Here is an 18196-nt window from a genome sequence, read left to right as displayed (position 1 = left end):
GCGGTCAGTCCTCGTGGCCGAGCTGGAGGTCGCGCTCGGTGCGGCCGCCGCCGGCCACCTGGAGGACGGTGGCGACGGGCGGGTACCCGGCGGCGATGACCGTGTACTCGCCGGAGGACAGGTCGATGAAGCGGAAGGTGCCGTCGGCGCCGGTGGTGAGGGTGTCGACGACGTTGCCCGCGGCGTCGAGGAGGGTGACCCGGGCGTCCTCGACGGGGCGCCCTCCCCCGGCCCGTACGGTGCCGCGCAGCACCGCGCCGCCGGCCAGTTCGATGTCCTGGCGGGTCTCGCGGGAGGACTGGACGCTCACGGGGAGCGCGGCGGGCCGGAAGGCGGGGGCGCTGGCGGCGAGCGTGTACTCGCCCGCGACGAGTTCGCCGATGACGTACCCGCCCTCGCGTCCGCTGCGGGTGGAGGCGACGACCTCGCCGCGTACGTCGGTGAGGGTGACGGCCGCGTCACGCACGGGCGTGCCGTCGGCGGTGACGACGCTGCCCGCGAGCCGGCCGGCGCCGCCGAGGACGACGTCGAGCTCCACCGGCCGGTCGCCGACCGTGACGGAGACGGCCTGCGGCTGGTGGCCGCCGGCCGCCGCGATCAGCACGTACGCGCCGCCGCCGGGGACGCTGAGGGCGTACCGGCCGTCCTCGCCGCTGGCGCCGCGGCCGATCTGCCGGCCCTGGACGTCGATGAGGGTGAGCGCGGCGCGGGGGACGCGGCTGCCGTCGTGGTGCTGGACGGTGCCGCAGACGGGTACGCCGGAGTGCGCGGGGGTGACGGCGGCCGGGGCGGGGGCGGCGTGGCGGGCGTGCGGCACGGCCTGGGCGGCGGTCTCGAAGGCGATGTCGGTGGCCTCGGTGAGGGGGCTGTGGTGGGACACCAGCGGTTTCTCCTTGAGGAAGAAGGCGAGGACGAGGCCGAGTACGAGGACCGGCACGAGGTAGAGGAAGATCCGCGGCATCGCGTCCGCGTACGCCTGGATGTACGCGTCGCGCAGGGCGGGCGGCAGGCTGTGGACGGTCCCCGGGGTGATCGATTCCGCGGGCGGCGGTGACACGGGGCCGCCCTGGGCGAGGACGCCGGCGAGCCGGTCGCCGAGGGCGTCGTCGAGCCGGGAGGCGAAGAGGGTGCCGAAGACGGCGGCGCCGACGCTGCCGCCGATCTGGCGGAAGTAATTGTGGGCGCTGGTGGCGGTGCCGAGGTCGGCGGGGCGGACGGAGTTCTGCACGGCGAGCACGAGCACCGGCATGACCAGGCCGATGCCGGTGCCGAGGACGGCCTGCCAGAGGCTGTGCTGGAGGCGCGGGGTGTCGGTGTCCATGCGGGAGAGCAGCCACATGCCGAGGACGGAGACGGCGCCGCCGATCACCGGGTAGATCTTGTAGTGGCCGGTGCGGCTGATGAGCTGGCCGGAGACGACGGAGGCGATGACGATGCCGCCCATGAGCGGCAGCATCAGGAGGCCGGACTCGGTGGCGCTGGCGCCCTCGACCATCTGCAGGAAGCTGGGCAGGTAGCTGGCGGCGCCGAAGAGCGCGATGCCGACGACGGCGCCGACGAGGGCGGTGACGGTGAAGACGGAGTCGCGGAACAGCCGCAGCGGGATGAGGGGTTCGGGCGCGAAGTGCTCGACGACCAGGAAGAGCAGGGCCGTGACGGCGGCTCCGCAGGCCAGGGCGAGGATGACCCGGGAGTCCCAGGCGTACTCGGTGCCGCCCCAGCTGGTCAGCAGGACGAGGCAGGTGGAGGCGGCGGCGAGGAGCAGGGCGCCGAGGACGTCGAAGCGCGCGCGTGCGGTGGGCTTCGGGAGCTTGAGGACGGCGGCGACGACGGCGAGGGTGACGAGCCCGAACGGCACGTTGAAGTAGAAGCACCAGCGCCAGGAGACGTGGTCGGTGAAGAAGCCGCCGAGCAGCGGCCCGGCGACGGAGGCGAGGCCGAAGGCGGCGCCGATGAGGCCCATGTAGCGGCCGCGTTCCCGGGCGGGGACGATGTCGGCGATGATCGCCTGGACGCCGATCATGAGGCCGCCGGCGCCGACGCCCTGGACGGCGCGGAAGGCGATGAGCTGGTCCATCGTGCGGGACCAGCCGGCGAGGCCGGAGCCGATGACGAAGACGACGATCGCGAAGAGGAAGACGCCCTTGCGGCCGAGGAGGTCGCCCAGCTTCCCGTAGACCGGCAGGCCGATGGTGGAGGTCAGCAGGTAGGCGGTGATCGCCCAGGACATCCGGTCCAGGCCCTGGAGTTCGCCGACGATCTTCGGCAGGGCGGTGGCGACGATCATCTGCTCGAGCGCGGCGAGGAGCAGCGCGAGCATGAGGCCGCAGAAGACGAGCCGGACGCGGCGGGGTTCGAGGCCGGCGGGTCCCGGGCCGGCCGGTGGGGCGGGGTCGGTGGGCGGAGGGTCCAGGGGTTCCGCGTCCCCCGTGGCGTCCTCGACGCCTTTCACGATCGTGATCGCACCCACGTGTCTGCTCCCCTCGTCACGGCGTCTGCGCCGCGCCATTCTTCGCATTGCGCGCGAAGGGGGAGCAAGTCGGGCGGTACGGGAGGGTGGTGGCGCGCCGGTGGGTGAACGTCCCTGCACCACGGCGCACTTGGGTCGCTCATCAGCGCGTTTACGAGAAGGCCCGCGCCCCCGGTACGCGGTTGCGCGGGTACGGGGGGCGCGGGCGATCCACTCGAATCGGTGAACGCTCCGGGCGTTACTTCTCGACCTCGTCCGCCAGCTTGGCGAGCAGGGCGTCGTAGATGCGGCCGAGGCCCTTGGGCGCGAAGGTCTTCTCGAAGAAGCCGCCGATGCCGCCGGCGCCGTTCCAGACGGTGGAGACGACGGCGCGGGACTTGCCCTCGCCGGCGGGGGTCACGGTCCAGGTGGTGACCATGGAGGAGTTGCGGTCCTTCTCGACGAGCTGCCCGTCGGTGGGCTCGGTGACCTCCAGGAGGCAGTCGCGGACGCGCTTGCTGGTGGCCTGGAGCTTCCAGTGGACGAGGGTGCCCTCGCCGTCGCCGCCCTCGCGCACCTCGTACTCGCTGAAGTGCTCGGGGAGCACCTTCTCGCGCGTACCGCTGTAGTCGGCCAGCGCGTCGAACACCGTCTCCGCGTCGGCGGCGATGATCCGTTCGGTGGTGGCCTCGACCTGCGCCATGGACTTCCTCCAGCTTGTGGTTCCTCAGGGGTGTGGGCCAAGCGAACCACGTGGGCTCCGGCGGGCGAAATCCGGGTTGCAACGATCAAGGGAACAGGTGTTCTATTCTGAGCGAACGGCCGAGGCAGAGCCACCGAGGAGGCGTCCATGCGCTGGGACAATCTGGGCGACACCCCCGCCGCCCCCGCCGACATCGCCCTGTTCGGCACGGACGCGGTCACCACCCGCACCTTCGACACCCCCGAGTTCCGGGGCATCACCTTCCACGAGGTCCGGGCCCGCTCGATCCTGAACCGGGTGCCCGGCGCCTCCCGGATGCCGTTCGAGTGGACGGTCAACCCGTACCGGGGCTGCACGCACGCGTGTGTGTACTGCTTCGCCCGCAAGACCCACAGCTATCTCGACCTCGACACCGGAGTCGGCTTCGACTCCCAGATCGTCGTCAAGATCAACGCCCCGGAGCTGCTCGCCCGGCAGCTGGCCTCCGCGCGCTGGCAGGGAGCGCACATCGCCATGGGCACCAATGTCGACTGCTACCAGCGCGCCGAGGGCCGCTACCGGCTGATGCCGGGCATCCTCACGGCGCTGCGGGACCGGGCGAACCCCTTCTCGATCCTCACGAAGGGCACCCTGATCCTGCGCGACCTGGAGCTCCTCACCGAGGCGGCCGGGGTCACCGAGGTCGGCATTTCCGTCTCCGTCGGCTTCACCGACCAGGAGCTCTGGCGGACGATCGAGCCCGGCACCCCCTCGCCGCAGCGGCGCCTCGACGTCGTCCGCACCCTCGGCGAGCACGGCATCGACTGCGGGGTCCTGATGGCACCCGTGGTGCCCTTCCTCGGCGACCGGCCCGAGCAGCTGCGCGCGACGGTCCGCGCGATCGCCGAGGCCGGCGCGAGCTCGGTCACCCCGCTCGTGCTGCACCTGCGGCCGGGCGCCCGGGAGTGGTTCATGGCCTGGCTGCGCGAGCACCACCCGGGCCTGGTGCGGCGGTACGAGCGGATGTACGCGGACGGGGCCTACGCGCCGACCTGGTACCAGCGCCGGATCACCCGTCAGGTGCACGAACTGGCGGCCGAGTTCGGCATCGGGCCCGCCCACCGGGGAGCGGCGCGCCGGATCCCCGTACCGGAGGAGCCCTCCCCGGCGGCGGCCCCGGAGCAGCTCACGCTCCTCTGAGACGCCCCGTCGATCCCGGGCCGATCATCGGACCGGTCAGCTGACACGCCGTCGGATCGCCCTCCGTTCGGGTCAACTCTGGGCGAAACAGGTCCCCTCGGCGCCGGTTCGGGACACAAACGCCCTATGACCCCACGCGCAGGAATGCTGATCGCCGCTGGAGCGCTGGTCGCCGGGACGGTCACCGTCCTGCCCGCCGCCCCCGCGGGCGCCGGTGAACCGACCCCCCGACCGCTCCCCCCGCTCGCCTGGACGGACTGCGCCACGAAGGCGTACCCCAGGCTCCAGTGCGGCACCCTGAAGGTGCCGCTCAACCACGACGACCCGGCCGGGCGGAAGGTGACCCTCGCCCTCACCCGGGTCCCGCACACCGCGAGGACCTTCCAGGGCCCGCTCCTTGTGAACCCGGGCGGACCCGGCGGCAGCGGGCGCGGCATGGCCGGTTACGTGGCGGCCTCGCTGCCCCCGAAGGTGGCCGCCGAGTACGACATCATCGGCTTCGACCCGCGCGGGGTCGGCAAGAGCGAGCCCGCGCTCGACTGCAAGCCCGGCCACTTCGCGCCCGTGCGGGCGGACTCGGTGCCGAACGGCGCCGCGGCCGAGCGGGCGGCGATCGAGCGGGCCCAGTCCTTCGCCGAGGCCTGCGGCAAGAAGTACGCGGACGTGCTGCCGTACATCGACACCGTGAGCACCGCCCGCGACCTGGACGCCATCCGCGTCGCGCTCGGCGCGCCGAAGATCAACTACCTCGGCTACTCGTACGGCACCTACCTGGGCTCGGTGTACGCGCGCCTGTACCCGGACCGGGTCCGGCGGATGGCGCTCGACTCCGTCGTGAACCCGCACGGCGTCTGGTACGAGGACAACATCGCGCAGGACTACGCCTTCGACACCCGCCACAAGGACTTCATGGCCTGGGTGGCCCGGCAGAACGCCGTGTACAAGCTGGGCACCGACCCGGCGGCGGTCGAGGCCGCCTGGTACCGGATGCGGGACGCGCTGCGCGAGACGCCGGCCGGCGGCAAGGTCGGTCCCGGCGAGCTGGAGGACACCTTCCTGCCGGGCGGGTACTACAACGGCTACTGGCCCCGGCTCGCGAGCGCCTTCGCGGCGTACGTCAACGACGCGGACCCGGCGCCGCTGAAGGAGGCCTACGAGCGGTACGGGGAGGCCGACGCGGCCGCCGACAACGGCTACTCGGTCTACACGAGCGTGCAGTGCCGGGACGCGGGCTGGCCGCGCGACTGGAGCGTGTGGCGCAAGGACAGCTGGGACGTGCACGCGAAGGCGCCGTTCTCGACCTGGAACAACGCCTGGTACAACGCTCCCTGCGCCTTCTGGCCGGTGGAATCCCTGACCCCGCCGGACGTCACGAACGACCAGGTGCCGCCGGTCCTCATCCTGCAGGCCACGGACGACGCGGCCACGCCGTACGAGGGCGGGGTGGCCCTGCACCGGCTGATCCGCGGCTCCAGCCTCGTCGTCGAGGAGGGCGGCGGGAACCACGGGGTGACCCTCGGCGGGAACGGCTGCCTCGACGAGCACCTGGCCTACTACCTCGCCACGGGCAAGGTCCCGCGCGGCGACGGCGACGCCGAGGTGGACGCGGTCTGCGCCGCGCTCCCCGAGCCCGAGCCGGAGCCGGTGACCGCGGCCGCGCCGTCGGCCCCGGAGAAGTCCGGCAAGCGGGCCGGCGCCGTCCGCGCGGAACCGGCGGGCGTCGCCCTCCACGGCCTCCTGGGCCACGTCCGCTGACGGCCTTCCCGGCCCCACGGTGCCCGCGCCCCGCAAGGGGTGGCGGGCACTGTCAGTGGTGTGCGCGAGGATGTGGGGCATGACGAGCCACCTCACCCACGTGCCCGCCCCCGACGGCCTCGCGCCCAGCCCGCAGTACAGCCACGTCGTGTGGGGCACGGGGCGGTTCGTGGCGATATCCGGGCAGTGCGCCCTCGACGCCACCGGGGCGGTCGTCGGCGAGGGCGACGCGGCGGCCCAGGCCCACCAGGTCTTCGCCAACCTGGAGCGCTGCCTCGCGGCGGCCGGCGCGGGCTTCGGGGACGTCGTGAAGCTGACGTACTTCGTCACGGACGTGGCCCACCTCCCGGCGGTGCGGGACGCCCGGGACGCCCACTTCGCGGGCGCGCCCCTGCCGGCGAGCTCGGCGGTCCAGGTCTCCGCCCTCGTCCGCCCGGAACTCCTCGTGGAGATCGAGGCCTTCGCCCTGATACCGGAGCAGGCCGCGGCGGCACCGGACGGGACCGGGGCGGAGCTCCGTCTGCTACGTTGACGCGCATGTTCCTCTTCCGTGCGTAGGAGTCGGCGATCCGACGACCGTGCCCTGCCGGGCGCGGTGTCCCGCCGTCCCCGCACGCTTCGGCGCCGCAGGCCAACGCCCGGTGCCCTCTTCGAGGAACTCCGTCATGTCCGTGACCTCCCCTGTCCACTCCCCCGCGCCCACCTACGCGGCGGTGCTGCGGACCCCGCACGCCCGCCGTACCTTCGGGGCGGCTCTCCTGGGGCGGCTGTCGTACGGCACCGCCCCGCTCTCCCTGATCCTCTCCGTCAAGGGGAGCACCGGTTCGTACGCCGCGGCCGGCACGGTCATGGCCGCGTTCGGGCTGACCGGTGTCGTCATGTCGCCCGCGCGGGCCGCCCTGGTCGACCGTTTCGGGCCGCGCCGCGCTCTGATACCGCTGGCCACCGCGTACGCCCTGCTGCTCGTCGCGCTCGCGGTGGCGACGGCCCGGCCGGCGACGCCGGCGGTCGCCCTGGTGATCCTGGCCTGCGGCGCGGGGGCCCTGACTCCGCCGCTCGGGCCGGTGACGCGGGCGCTGTTCAGCGCGATGCTCCCCGACCGGGACCTGCTGCGGCGCGCGTACAGCCTGGACACCGTGGCGGAGGAACTCCTCTTCGTCACGGGCCCGTTGCTGGTGGGACTGCTCGTGCGGTACGCCTCGGCGCCGGCCGGGCTCGTGGTGAGCGCCGGGCTGGTCCTGACCGGCACGCTCGCGCTCGTCACCTCGCCGGCGGTGCGGGGCGCGACCGGGCAGCGGGAGCCCGGGGCGCCGGAGAAGGCGGCGGGCCGGGCGGGCAGCCCGGGTGCGGGGGTGCTCAGGGCGGCGGGCGTGGCGGCCGCGGTCGGCGCGTGTCTGGGCGCCGTCGAACTCCTGGTGATCGCGTTCGCCGACGCACACCACCGCCCCGGGGCGGTGCCGTGGGCGATGGCGGCCCTGTCGGCGGGCAGCGCCGTCGGCGGCCTCGTGTACGGCGCCGTGCCGTGGCGGGTGTCCACCGCCGTGCGCCTGTCGGCCCTGGCACTCGGACTCGGTGCGGTCCTCGCGGTGGCGGGCCTCTCCCCGCATCCGTACGCGCTGGTCGGCTGGCTGGCGCTCGGCGGTCTGTTCCTGGCGCCGGCGATCACGAGCGCCTATCTCCTCGCCGACGAGTCCGTGGCCGCGGGGCAGCGCACACGGGCCGGCGCCTGGGTCAACACCGGCTTCAACGCGGGCACCACGGGCGCGACGGCCGCTGCGGGATTCCTGGTGGGCGGTCTGCCGCTGCCCGTGTGCTTCGCGCTCGCCGCGCTCCCGCCGGTGCTCGCTGCGGTCGGCACCCTGCGCCCGGCCGGGACGCGCGCCGGCTCGGCGTCAGCCGGCCGGGTCGATCCGGGTCAGTGACCGCCGGGCCTCGGCGCCGAGCCGGGGGTGCGGGAGCGCCGCCTCAAGGGCCGGGCGGGCACGGGGGTCACCGAGGGTGCCGAGGCCCTCGACGCAGGCGAGGCCGACGCGCCAGTGGGGGTCGTCGGCCCGAAGTCGCCGTCCGAGGACGGTGATCAGGGCCGGGACGGACTCGGGCGCGCGGAGTTCGGCGAGCAGCCGGACCGGCAGCAGGGCGTAGGCGACCCGGAGTTCGTTGGTGGCGAGGGCGGCCGCCGCGCGCGCGGTGCGCGGGTCGCCGAGCCGGACCAGGGCGTGGGCGGCGGTGACGCAGCGCTCCGGGTCGCGGTGGTTGAGGAGGAGGACGAGGGCCTCGAAGGCGCGCCGGTCCCCGGCGACGCCGAGGACGTACGCGGCGATCTCGCGGGCCCAGAGCGGCTGTCCGGGCGCGGTGAGGACGCGGTGCAGTTCCTCGTGATCCTCCGTCGCGGCGAGTTCCGTGAATGCCGCCGGGACTTCTCCGGCGGCATTCTCGATCTCGTCCCGCAATCGATCGATCATCGAGCAGAATTCCGGGTCCTCGGAGATTTCCATGAATCCGACCCTATCCGCGATCCAGATCACACTTTCCCAACTTGCCGGGACTGGCGCGCTCGTTACCGGCCGGTTAGTCTCAGGTGAGCGGGCACCACCCGCACTTCGCACGACGGCCTGGTGACGCAGCCGTTGTGTTCGCTTGTCGGTTCGGCAGTTTCGACGTGGCTCCGGGACAGAGTCCGTCGCTCCTTTTCCCAGGGCACGGCCCTCTTTTTCCGGGCATCGCCCTCGCTCTTTCCCGCGCCCCTTTCGTGCGCGCACTGCCCTCAGTCGTCACTCTTCCTCTGGAGTCCCCTGATGGACACCCCTCTCTCCACCATCGCCGTCGTCGGTCTCGGCACCATGGGCGCGGGCATCGCCGACGTCCTCGCCCGGGCCGGCCGCGAGGTCATCGGCATCGACATCAGCGACACGGCCGCCGCCCAGGCCGTCGCGGCCCTGGAGGCCTCCACCGCCCGTGCGGTGGCCCGCGAGCGGATCACCGAGGAGGAGCGGCAGGACGTCCTGGCCCGCTTCCGTACCTTCTCCGACCTCCAGGCGGCCGCCGAGGCCGACCTCGTGATCGAGGTCGTGCCCGAGTCGTACGAGGCGAAGCAGGAGGTCTTCCGGGCCCTGGACGGGATCGTCCGGCCCGACGCGATCCTGGCCACCGGCACGAACGCCCTCTCCGTGACCCGGCTCGCCGCCGACTCCGCGCACCCCGAGCGGGTCCTGGGCCTGCACTTCTTCGCCCCGGTCCAGGCCATGAAGCTGGTCGAGGTCGTCTCCTCCGTGCTGACCGACCCGCGCGCCGTGGACGCCGTGACGCGCCTCGCGCAGGACCTCGGCAAGGAGCCGGTCGCGGTCGGCGACCGGGCCGGTTTCATCGCGGACGGGCTGCTCTTCGGCTACCTGAACCAGGCCGCCGCCATGTACGAGGCCAAGTACGCCTCCCGCGAGGACATCGACGCGGCGATGAAGCTGGGCTGCGGCCTGCCGATGGGCCCGCTGGCGCTGCTCGACCTGATCGGCGTCGACACGGCCCGTACGGTCCTGGAGGCCATGTACGCGGCCTCGCACGACCGGCTGCACGCCCCCGCCCCGATCCTCAAGCAGCTCAGCGAGGCCGGGCTGACCGGCCGCAAGGCGGGCCGCGGCTTCTACACGTACGCGGCGCCGGGCTCCGGCGAGGTCGTGCGCGACGCGCTGACCCCGCTCACCTCCGCCGGCACGGGCGCCGCCCGCGAGGTCCGTTCGGTCGGCGTCGCCGGCTCGGGCACGATGGCCTCCGGCATCGCCGAGGTCTTCGCGAAGGCCGGGTACGCGGTCGTGCTCGCCGCCCGTTCCCAGGAGAAGGCGGACACGGCCAAGGCGCGGATCGCCAAGTCCCTGGCCCGCTCGGTCGACAAGGGCCGGATGACGGGCGAGGCCCGCGACGAGACCCTCGCCCTGATCACCGCGGCCGGCTCGCTCGACGCCTTCGCCGAGGTCGACCTGGCCGTCGAGGCGGTCGCCGAGGACCTGGAGATCAAGCAGGAGCTGTTCGCGCGGCTCGACAAGATCTGCAAGCCGGGCGCCGTGCTCGCCACCACGACCTCCTCGCTGCCGGTCATCGCCTGCGCCCGGGCCACCACGCGCCCGCAGGACGTCATCGGGATGCACTTCTTCAACCCGGCGCCGGCGATGAAGCTGGTCGAGATCGTCCGTACGGTCCTGACCGGCGACGACGTCCACGCCACCGTCCGCGAGGTCACCGCGAAGATCAGGAAGCACCCGGTGGACTGCGGCGACCGCGCCGGCTTCATCGTGAACGCGCTGCTCTTCCCGTACCTGAACAACGCGATCAAGATGGTCCAGGAGCACTACGCCACCCTGGACGACATCGACGCCGCGATGAAGCTGGGCGGCGGCTACCCGATGGGCCCGTTCGAGCTGCTCGACGTGGTCGGCCTGGACGTCTCGCTGGCGATCGAGCAGGTGCTGCACCGCGAGTTCCGCGACCCGGGCCTCGCGCCCGCGCCGCTCCTTGAGCACCTGGTGGCGGCGGGCTGCCTCGGCCGCAAGACGGGTCGCGGCTTCCGCGAATATGCCCGACGCTGAGCCCCGCACCGCCGGCTGGGGCGGTCTGCTGAGTCCCCCGGGCACCGCCGGTGACCCGGGGGTCTCCCCGCCCCCACCTGGGCACACTCCCACTCCGATGCAGTACGTTCGGACCATGCCCAAGGCCGCGAAGACACCCCGTGCCACGTCCCCGTCCGATGCTCCGGAGAGCACGGCGGGCACTCGCGCCGCCGCGCAGCGGCTCAAGATGCGCCGGGAGCTCGCCGCCGCGGCGATGGAGCTCTTCGCCACCAAGGGGTACGAGGCGACGACCGTCGACGAGATCGCGGCCACGGCCGGGGTCGCGCGGCGGACGTTCTTCCGGCACTTCCGGTCCAAGGAAGAGGCGATCTTCCCGGACCACGACGACACCCTCGTACGGGCGGAGGCGGTGCTGAACGCCGCCCCGCCGCACGAGCACCCGCTCGACACCGTGTGCCGGGGCATCAAGGAAGTCATGAAGATGTACGCGGGGTCCCCCGCGGTCTCCGTGGAGCGCTACCGGCTCACCCGTGAGGTGCCGACGCTGCGGGAGCGGGAGATCGCCTCGGTGGCCCGCTACGAGCGGCTCTTCACCCGCTATCTGCTCGGGCACTTCGACGAGCGGGACCACCACGCCGGCAACGACGACCCGCTGCTGGCCGAGGTGGCCGCGTCGGCGGTCGTCACCGCCCACAACCACGTGCTGCGCCGCTGGCTGCGGGCCGGCGGCGAGGGCGACGTGGAGGCCCAGCTCGACCACGCCTTCGCGATCGTCCGCGAGACCTTCGGCACCGGCATAGGCGCCCGCCCCGCGCCCGCGGGGAGCACCACCACCACCGCCGTACCGGCCGAGCCGGCGCCGGAGCAGCCGGTCGCCGCGACCGCGTCCACGACGGGCGACGTCGTGGTCGCCGTGGCCCGTACGGACGCTCCGCTCGACGAGGTCATGCGGACCATCCAGCAGGCGCTCACCCAGTCCTGAGCCCCGTTCCACGAGAGGGCCGTCCCCGGATTCCGGGGGCGGCCCTCTTGGCGTTCCCGCAGCTCACGGGCCATTTCGATCGATCATCGCTCATCCGTGACGGGCAGATTGCATCTGAGTGAAATTGTTGGCACGCAGTGCCTTGTCAGGTGACACGGCGTGCCATACGTTGATGTTGTCCGGGCGGCCGGCGCGCAGAGATCACACCTCGCGCGCCGGCTGTCCCCACCAGCCGACGGCAGGTGCGCCCGGACGCCTGCGTCACAGGCAACCCCGCGCTCCACCACACAGCGCCGCCACCGCACCACCCAGCCGAACCGACGGCACACCTCCACAGCAGCAGCACTCCCCGCCGTAACCCCCAGGCGTCCCTCCCTCAGGACGCTCACCGCCGGAGGCAACCCGTGAAGGAAATCCTGGCCGCGATCCAGTCGCCGGACTCCACGTCCGCCGACTTCGCGAACATCCCGCTCCCCGAGTCGTACCGGGCGATCACCGTCCACAAGGACGAGCAGGAGATGTTCGCCGGGCTCGCCAGCCGCGACAAGGACCCGCGCAAGTCGCTCCACCTGGACGAGGTCGGCCTGCCCGAGCTCGGACCGGGCGAGGCCCTGGTCGCCGTCATGGCCAGCTCCGTGAACTACAACTCGGTCTGGTCCTCGATCTTCGAGCCGGTGTCGACCTTCGGCTTCCTGGAGCGCTACGGCCGCCTCTCCGAGCTGACCAAGCGCCATGACCTGCCGCACCACATCATCGGCTCCGACCTCGCGGGCGTCGTCCTGCGCACCGGCCCGGGCGTCAACTCCTGGAAGCCCGGCGACGAGGTCGTCGCGCACTGCCTGAGCGTCGAGCTGGAGTCCTCGGACGGCCACAACGACACGATGCTCGACCCCGAGCAGCGCATCTGGGGCTTCGAGACCAACTTCGGCGGCCTCGCCGAGATCGCCCTCGTCAAGTCCAACCAGCTGATGCCGAAGCCCGGCCACCTCAGCTGGGAGGAGGCGGCGGCCCCCGGCCTCGTCAACTCCACCGCCTACCGCCAGCTGGTCTCCAACAACGGCGCCGGCATGAAGCAGGGCGACAACGTCCTCATCTGGGGCGCGAGCGGCGGACTCGGCTCGTACGCCACGCAGTTCGCCCTCGCCGGCGGCGCCAACCCGATCTGTGTCGTCTCCTCCCCCGAGAAGGCCGACATCTGCCGCTCCATGGGCGCCGAGGCGGTCATCGACCGCAACGCCGAGGGCTACAGGTTCTGGAAGGACGAGAACACCCAGGACCCGCGCGAGTGGAAGCGCTTCGGCTCCAAGATCCGTGAGCTGACCGGCGGCGAGGACATCGACATCGTCTTCGAGCACCCGGGCCGCGAGACCTTCGGCGCCTCCGTGTACGTCACCCGCAAGGGCGGCACCATCACCACCTGCGCCTCGACCTCGGGCTACATGCACCAGTACGACAACCGCTACCTGTGGATGTCGCTGAAGCGGATCATCGGCTCGCACTTCGCCAACTACCGCGAGGCGTGGGAGGCCAACCGCCTGATCGCCAAGGGCAAGATCCACCCCACCCTGTCGAAGGTCTACTCCCTGGAGGAGACCGGCCAGGCCGCCTACGACGTCCACCGCAACCTGCACCAGGGCAAGGTCGGCGTCCTCGCCCTCGCCCCGCAGGAGGGCCTGGGCGTCAGCAACCCGGAGCTCCGGGCCCAGCACATCGACGCCATCAACCGCTTCCGGAACATCTGAGGTCCCGAAGATGACTGAGCGCCAGAAGGACCGGCCGTGGCTCATGCGGACGTACGCCGGTCACTCGACCGCCGAGGCGTCCAACGAGCTGTACCGGCGCAACCTCGCCAAGGGGCAGACCGGCCTCTCGGTCGCGTTCGACCTGCCGACGCAGACCGGGTACGACCCCGACCACATCCTCGCCCGCGGCGAGGTCGGCCGGGTCGGCGTCCCCGTCTCGCACCTCGGTGACATGCGCCGGCTGTTCCAGGACATCCCCCTGGAGCAGATGAACACCTCGATGACCATCAACGCCACCGCCATGTGGCTGCTGGCGCTCTACCAGGTGGCCGCCGAGGAGCAGGGTGCGGACATCACCCAGCTCCAGGGCACCACCCAGAACGACATCGTGAAGGAGTACCTGTCGCGCGGGACGCACGTCTTCCCGCCCGGCCCCTCGCTCCGCCTCACGACGGACATGATCGCGTACACGGTCAACCACATCCCGAAGTGGAACCCGATCAACATCTGCAGCTACCACCTGCAGGAGGCCGGGGCCACGCCGGTCCAGGAGATCTCGTACGCGATGGCCACCGCGATCGCCGTCCTCGACTCCGTCCGCGACTCGGGCCAGGTCCCCGAGGAGCGGTTCGGCGAGGTCGTCGCCCGCATCTCCTTCTTCGTGAACGCGGGCGTCCGCTTCATCGAGGAGATGTGCAAGATGCGCGCCTTCGGCCGCATCTGGGACAAGATCACGCTTGAGCGGTACGGCATCGAGAACCCGAAGCAGCGGCGTTTCCGCTACGGCGTCCAGGTCAACTCGCTCGGACTGACCGAGGCGCAGCCGGAGAACAACGTCCAGCGGATCGTCCTGGAGATGCTGGCCGTCACCCTCTCCAAGGACGCCCGCGCGCGTGCCGTGCAGCTCCCGGCCTGGAACGAGGCCCTCGGCCTCCCCCGGCCCTGGGACCAGCAGTGGTCGCTCCGCATCCAGCAGGTCCTCGCCCACGAGTCCGACCTCCTAGAGTACGACGACATCTTCGCCGGCTCGCACGTGATCGAGGCCAAGGTGGACGCCCTGGTCGACGAGTGCCTGGCCGAGATCGACCGGATCCAGGAGATGGGCGGCGCGATGGCCGCCGTCGAATCCGGCTACCTCAAGTCGCAGCTGGTCTCCTCGCACGCCGAGCGGCGCGCCCGGATCGAGGCCGGCGAGGACAAGATCGTCGGCGTCAACATCTTCCAGTCGACCGAGGAGAACCCCCTCACGGCCGACCTGGACACCGCGATCATGACGGTGGACCCCGCGGTCGAGGCCCGGGTCGTCGGCTCGATGAAGACCTGGCGCGACAACCGCTACCAGCCGCCGTTCAACCACCCGCGGCCCTGCAAGGCCCTGGAGCGCCTCAAGGAGGCCGCCAAGGGCACGGAGAACCTCATGGAGGCCACCCTGGAGTGCGCCCGCGCCGGGGTCACCACCGGCGAGTGGGCCGGGGCCCTGCGCGAGGTGTTCGGCGAGTTCCGCGCCCCGACCGGCGTCTCCTCGGCCCCGGTCGCCGTGACGGCCGAGGCGGGCACGCCGCTCGCCCTCGTCCGCGACAAGGTGGCCAGGACCGCCGAGGACCTGAACGTCGGGCGGCTGCGGCTGCTCGTCGGCAAGCCGGGCCTCGACGGTCACTCCAACGGGGCCGAGCAGATCGCCGTACGCGCGCGTGACGCCGGTTTCGAGGTGGTCTACCAGGGCATCCGGCTGACCCCCGAGCAGATCGTCGACGCCGCTCTGGCGGAGGACGTGCACTGCGTGGGCCTGTCCATCCTCTCCGGCTCGCACTCCGCGCTGGTCCCCGACGTCCTCGACCGCCTCCGCGAGGCGGGCGCGACGGACATCCCGGTCATCGTCGGCGGAATCATCCCGAACGCCGACGCCGCAGAACTGAAGCGCGCGGGTGTCGCCGCCGTCTTCACACCGAAGGACTTCGGTATCACGGAGATCATCGGCCGTATCGTCGACGAGATCCGGCAAGCGAACAAGCTCAGCCCCCTGGAAAGTACGGAGGTCCTCGCATGACCAGCCCTGTGAACCGGCTCCGCCCCCGCCGCTCCTGCCTGGCGGTCCCCGGCTCCAACCCGCGCTTCCTCGAGAAGGCCCAGGGCCTCGCCGCCGACCAGGTCTTCCTGGACCTGGAGGACGCGTGCGCCCCGCTGGCCAAGCCCGAGGCCCGGCACACCATCGTCAAGTTCCTCAACGAGGGCGACTGGACCGGCAAGACCCGCGTGGTCCGCGTCAACGACTGGACGACCCACTGGACCTACCGCGACGTCGTCACGGTCGTCGAGGGCGCCGGCCAGAACCTCGACTGCATCATGCTGCCCAAGGTCCAGGACGCCCAGCAGATCGTCGCCCTCGACCTGCTGCTCACCCAGATCGAGAAGACCATGGGCTTCGAGGTCGGCAAGATCGGCATCGAGGCGCAGATCGAGAACGCCCAGGGCCTGACCAACGTCAACGCGATCGCGCAGGCCTCCCAGCGCGTCGAGACGATCATCTTCGGCCCGGCCGACTTCATGGCCTCCATCAACATGAAGTCCCTCGTCGTCGGCGAGCAGCCGCCCGGCTACCCGGCCGACGCGTACCACCACATCCTGATGAGCATCCTGATGGCCGCCCGCGCCAACAACCTCCAGGCGATCGACGGCCCCTACCTGCAGATCCGCAACCAGGAGGGCTACAAGGCGGTCGCCCAGCGCGCCGCGGCCCTGGGCTTCGACGGCAAGTGGGTGCTGCACCCGGACCAGGTCGCCGCCGCGAACGAGATCTTCTCGCCCTCGCAGGAGGACTACGACCACGCCGAGCTGATCCTCGACGCGTACGACTACTACACCTCCGAGGCCGGCGGGAAGAAGGGCTCCGCGATGCTCGGCGACGAGATGATCGACGAGGCCTCCCGCAAGATGGCCCTGGTCATCTCCGGCAAGGGCCGCGCCGCCGGCATGCAGCGCACCAGCAAGTTCGAGATCCCGGAGGCCTGAGTCCCATGCAGTTCGGCCGTACCTACGAAGAGTTCGAAGTCGGTGCCGTCTACAAGCACTGGCCCGGAAAGACGGTCACCGAGTACGACGACCACCTCTTCTGTCTGCTCACCATGAACCACCATCCGCTGCACATGGATGTGAATTACGCCGAGAACACGACGGACTTCGGCAAGAACGTCGTCGTCGGCAACTACATCTACTCGCTGCTGCTCGGCATGTCCGTGCCGGACGTCTCCGGCAAGGCCATCGCCAACCTGGAGATCGAGTCGCTGCGGCACGTGGCGCCGACCTTCCACGGCGACACGATCTACGGCGAGACCACGGTCCTCGACAAGACCCCGTCGAAGTCGAAGAACGACCGCGGCATCGTCTACGTCGAGACCAAGGGCTACAAGCAGGACGGCACCCTCGTGTGCGTCTTCCGCCGCAAGGTGATGGTCCCCACCGAGACGTACATCAAGGAGCGCGGCGGCGAGCAGCCCGGCCGCCCCGAGCTCAAGGAACAGGGGAAGTAGTCATGGCGCGACTCGCCCAGACCCACGGTCTGACCGATGTCCAGCAGGAGATCCTCGCCACGGTCCGGGACTTCGTCGACAAGGAGATCATCCCGGTCGCGACGGAGCTCGAGCACCGCGACGAGTACCCGCAGCAGATCGTCGACGGGCTCAAGGAGCTCGGCGTCTTCGGCCTGATGATCCCCGAGGAGTACGGGGGCCTCGGCGAGTCGCTGCTCACCTACGCGCTGTGCGTGGAGGAGATCGCCCGCGGCTGGATGTCGGTCTCCGGCATCATCAACACGCACTTCATCGTGGCGTACATGCTCAAGCAGCACGGCACCCAGGAGCAGAAGGAGTACTTCCTTCCGCGGATGGCGGCCGGCGAGACGCGCGGCGCCTTCTCGATGTCGGAGCCGGGCCTCGGCTCGGACGTGTCGGCGATCACGTCGAAGGCCGTCAAGGACGGCGACGAGTACGTCCTCAACGGCCAGAAGATGTGGCTGACGAACGGCGGCACGTCAACGCTCGTGGCCGTTCTCGTCCGAAGTGACGAAGGACACCCGGAGGGCACGGCCCCCCACAAGTCGATGACGACCTTCCTCGTCGAGAAGGAGCCCGGCTTCGGAGAGGTCCGCCCCGGCCTCACGATCCCCGGGAAGATCGACAAGATGGGTTACAAGGGCGTCGACACGACCGAACTCATCATGGACGGACTGCGCATTCCGGCCAATCGTGTGCTCGGCGGGGTCACCGGCCGAGGGTTTTACCAAATGATGGACGGCGTCGAGGTCGGCCGCGTGAACGTGGCGGCCCGTGGTTGCGGCGTCGCGCAGCGTGCTTTCGAACTGGGTGTCTCTTATGCCCAGCAACGTCACACTTTCGGCAAGGCGATCGCCCAGCACCAGGCGATTCAGTTCAAGCTGGCCGAGATGGCTACCAAGGTCGAGGCCGCCCATGCCATGATGGTGAATGCAGCACGCAAAAAGGACTCTGGGGAACGAAACGACCTCGAAGCAGGGATGGCGAAGTACCTCGCCTCCGAATACTGCAAGGAGGTCGTCGAGGACGCCTTCCGCATCCACGGCGGTTACGGCTTCTCCAAGGAGTACGAGATCGAGCGTCTCTACCGCGAGGCGCCGATGCTGCTCATCGGTGAAGGTACCGCCGAGATCCAGAAAATGATCATTGGTCGTCGGCTCCTGGAGGAGTACCGATTCCAGGGCTGATTGTCGCTTTTGAGTCGGTTCGGCCGCGAAGAAGATCACACCCTGTGTTCGTCTTCCGGCCGTCGACTCGGTTCCTGGCTTGCCCAGTTGCG

The 18196-nt window shown here is 71.2% G+C and carries 14 protein-coding genes; 11 read left to right on the top strand and 3 right to left on the bottom strand.

From position 1 onward, the window contains the following. Positions 1-4: 4 nt before the first annotated feature. Complete coding sequence (locus ACWGN5_RS15630; protein WP_453515167.1) at positions 5-2470, bottom strand: MFS transporter; 2466 nt, start codon at positions 2468-2470, stop codon at positions 5-7. A 238-nt stretch (positions 2471-2708) separates the two neighbouring features. Next, on the bottom strand, positions 2709-3152 hold the full coding sequence (locus tag ACWGN5_RS15625) for an SRPBCC family protein (RefSeq protein ID WP_453515165.1): 444 nt from the start codon (positions 3150-3152) through the stop codon (positions 2709-2711). A gap of 147 nt (positions 3153-3299) precedes the next feature. Here ACWGN5_RS15625 and ACWGN5_RS15620 point away from each other — a divergent pair, with 147 nt between their 5' ends. From ACWGN5_RS15620 to ACWGN5_RS15605, 4 genes are all read left to right on the top strand, one after another. Continuing rightward, on the top strand, positions 3300-4331 hold the full coding sequence (locus ACWGN5_RS15620) for an Rv2578c family radical SAM protein (protein ID WP_453515164.1): 1032 nt from the start codon (positions 3300-3302) through the stop codon (positions 4329-4331). A 126-nt stretch (positions 4332-4457) separates the two neighbouring features. Further along, entirely contained in the window at positions 4458-6086 is a 1629-nt protein-coding gene (locus ACWGN5_RS15615) for an alpha/beta hydrolase (protein WP_453515162.1), read from the top strand. A 79-nt stretch (positions 6087-6165) separates the two neighbouring features. Then, positions 6166-6618, top strand: coding sequence for a RidA family protein (locus tag ACWGN5_RS15610; RefSeq protein WP_453515160.1), 453 nt, complete (start codon positions 6166-6168; stop codon positions 6616-6618). Positions 6619-6751: 133 nt separating this feature from the next. Further along, on the top strand, positions 6752-8008 hold the full coding sequence (locus tag ACWGN5_RS15605) for an MFS transporter (RefSeq protein WP_453515159.1): 1257 nt from the start codon (positions 6752-6754) through the stop codon (positions 8006-8008). On the opposite strand, the gene ACWGN5_RS15600 is transcribed toward ACWGN5_RS15605, so the two are convergent. Beyond that, a complete protein-coding gene (locus tag ACWGN5_RS15600) occupies positions 7979-8581 on the bottom strand; it encodes a HEAT repeat domain-containing protein (protein WP_453515157.1) in 603 nt (200 codons plus the stop codon). The two genes, ACWGN5_RS15605 and ACWGN5_RS15600, sit on opposite strands and share 30 nt — an antisense overlap. 300 nt (positions 8582-8881) lie before the next feature. Between ACWGN5_RS15600 and ACWGN5_RS15595 the strand changes: the two genes are divergently transcribed. The 7 genes from ACWGN5_RS15595 to ACWGN5_RS15565 all read left to right on the top strand — a co-directional run bounded on the left by ACWGN5_RS15595 (position 8882) and on the right by ACWGN5_RS15565 (position 18104). Beyond that, entirely contained in the window at positions 8882-10663 is a 1782-nt protein-coding gene (locus tag ACWGN5_RS15595) for a 3-hydroxyacyl-CoA dehydrogenase family protein (RefSeq protein ID WP_453515155.1), read from the top strand. A 115-nt stretch (positions 10664-10778) separates the two neighbouring features. Then, positions 10779-11627: a TetR family transcriptional regulator gene (locus ACWGN5_RS15590; RefSeq protein ID WP_453515153.1), complete on the top strand. Its 849-nt coding sequence runs from the start codon at positions 10779-10781 to the stop codon at positions 11625-11627. Between the two features lie 404 nt (positions 11628-12031). Beyond that, entirely contained in the window at positions 12032-13369 is a 1338-nt protein-coding gene (ccrA, locus tag ACWGN5_RS15585; RefSeq protein ID WP_453515152.1) for a crotonyl-CoA carboxylase/reductase, read from the top strand. 10 nt (positions 13370-13379) lie between these two features. Continuing rightward, entirely contained in the window at positions 13380-15416 is a 2037-nt protein-coding gene (locus tag ACWGN5_RS15580; RefSeq protein ID WP_453515150.1) for a protein meaA, read from the top strand. Next, the gene (locus ACWGN5_RS15575) at positions 15413-16378 is read left to right on the top strand and encodes an HpcH/HpaI aldolase/citrate lyase family protein (RefSeq protein WP_015037486.1); all 966 of its coding nucleotides are present in this window, start codon (positions 15413-15415) and stop codon (positions 16376-16378) included. Before ACWGN5_RS15580 ends, ACWGN5_RS15575 begins: the two co-directional genes overlap by 4 nt. A gap of 5 nt (positions 16379-16383) precedes the next feature. Next, positions 16384-16896, top strand: a complete 513-nt coding sequence (locus ACWGN5_RS15570) for a MaoC family dehydratase (RefSeq protein WP_015656728.1) — start codon at positions 16384-16386, stop codon at positions 16894-16896. Between the two features lie 2 nt (positions 16897-16898). Continuing rightward, on the top strand, positions 16899-18104 hold the full coding sequence (locus ACWGN5_RS15565; protein WP_017236794.1) for an acyl-CoA dehydrogenase family protein: 1206 nt from the start codon (positions 16899-16901) through the stop codon (positions 18102-18104). Positions 18105-18196 lie beyond the last annotated feature (92 nt).

The organism is Streptomyces sp. NPDC055815 (genome assembly GCF_053616475.1).
Note: the sequence above shows the minus strand (reverse complement) of the source record. Positions and strands in the feature narration are given on the sequence as shown.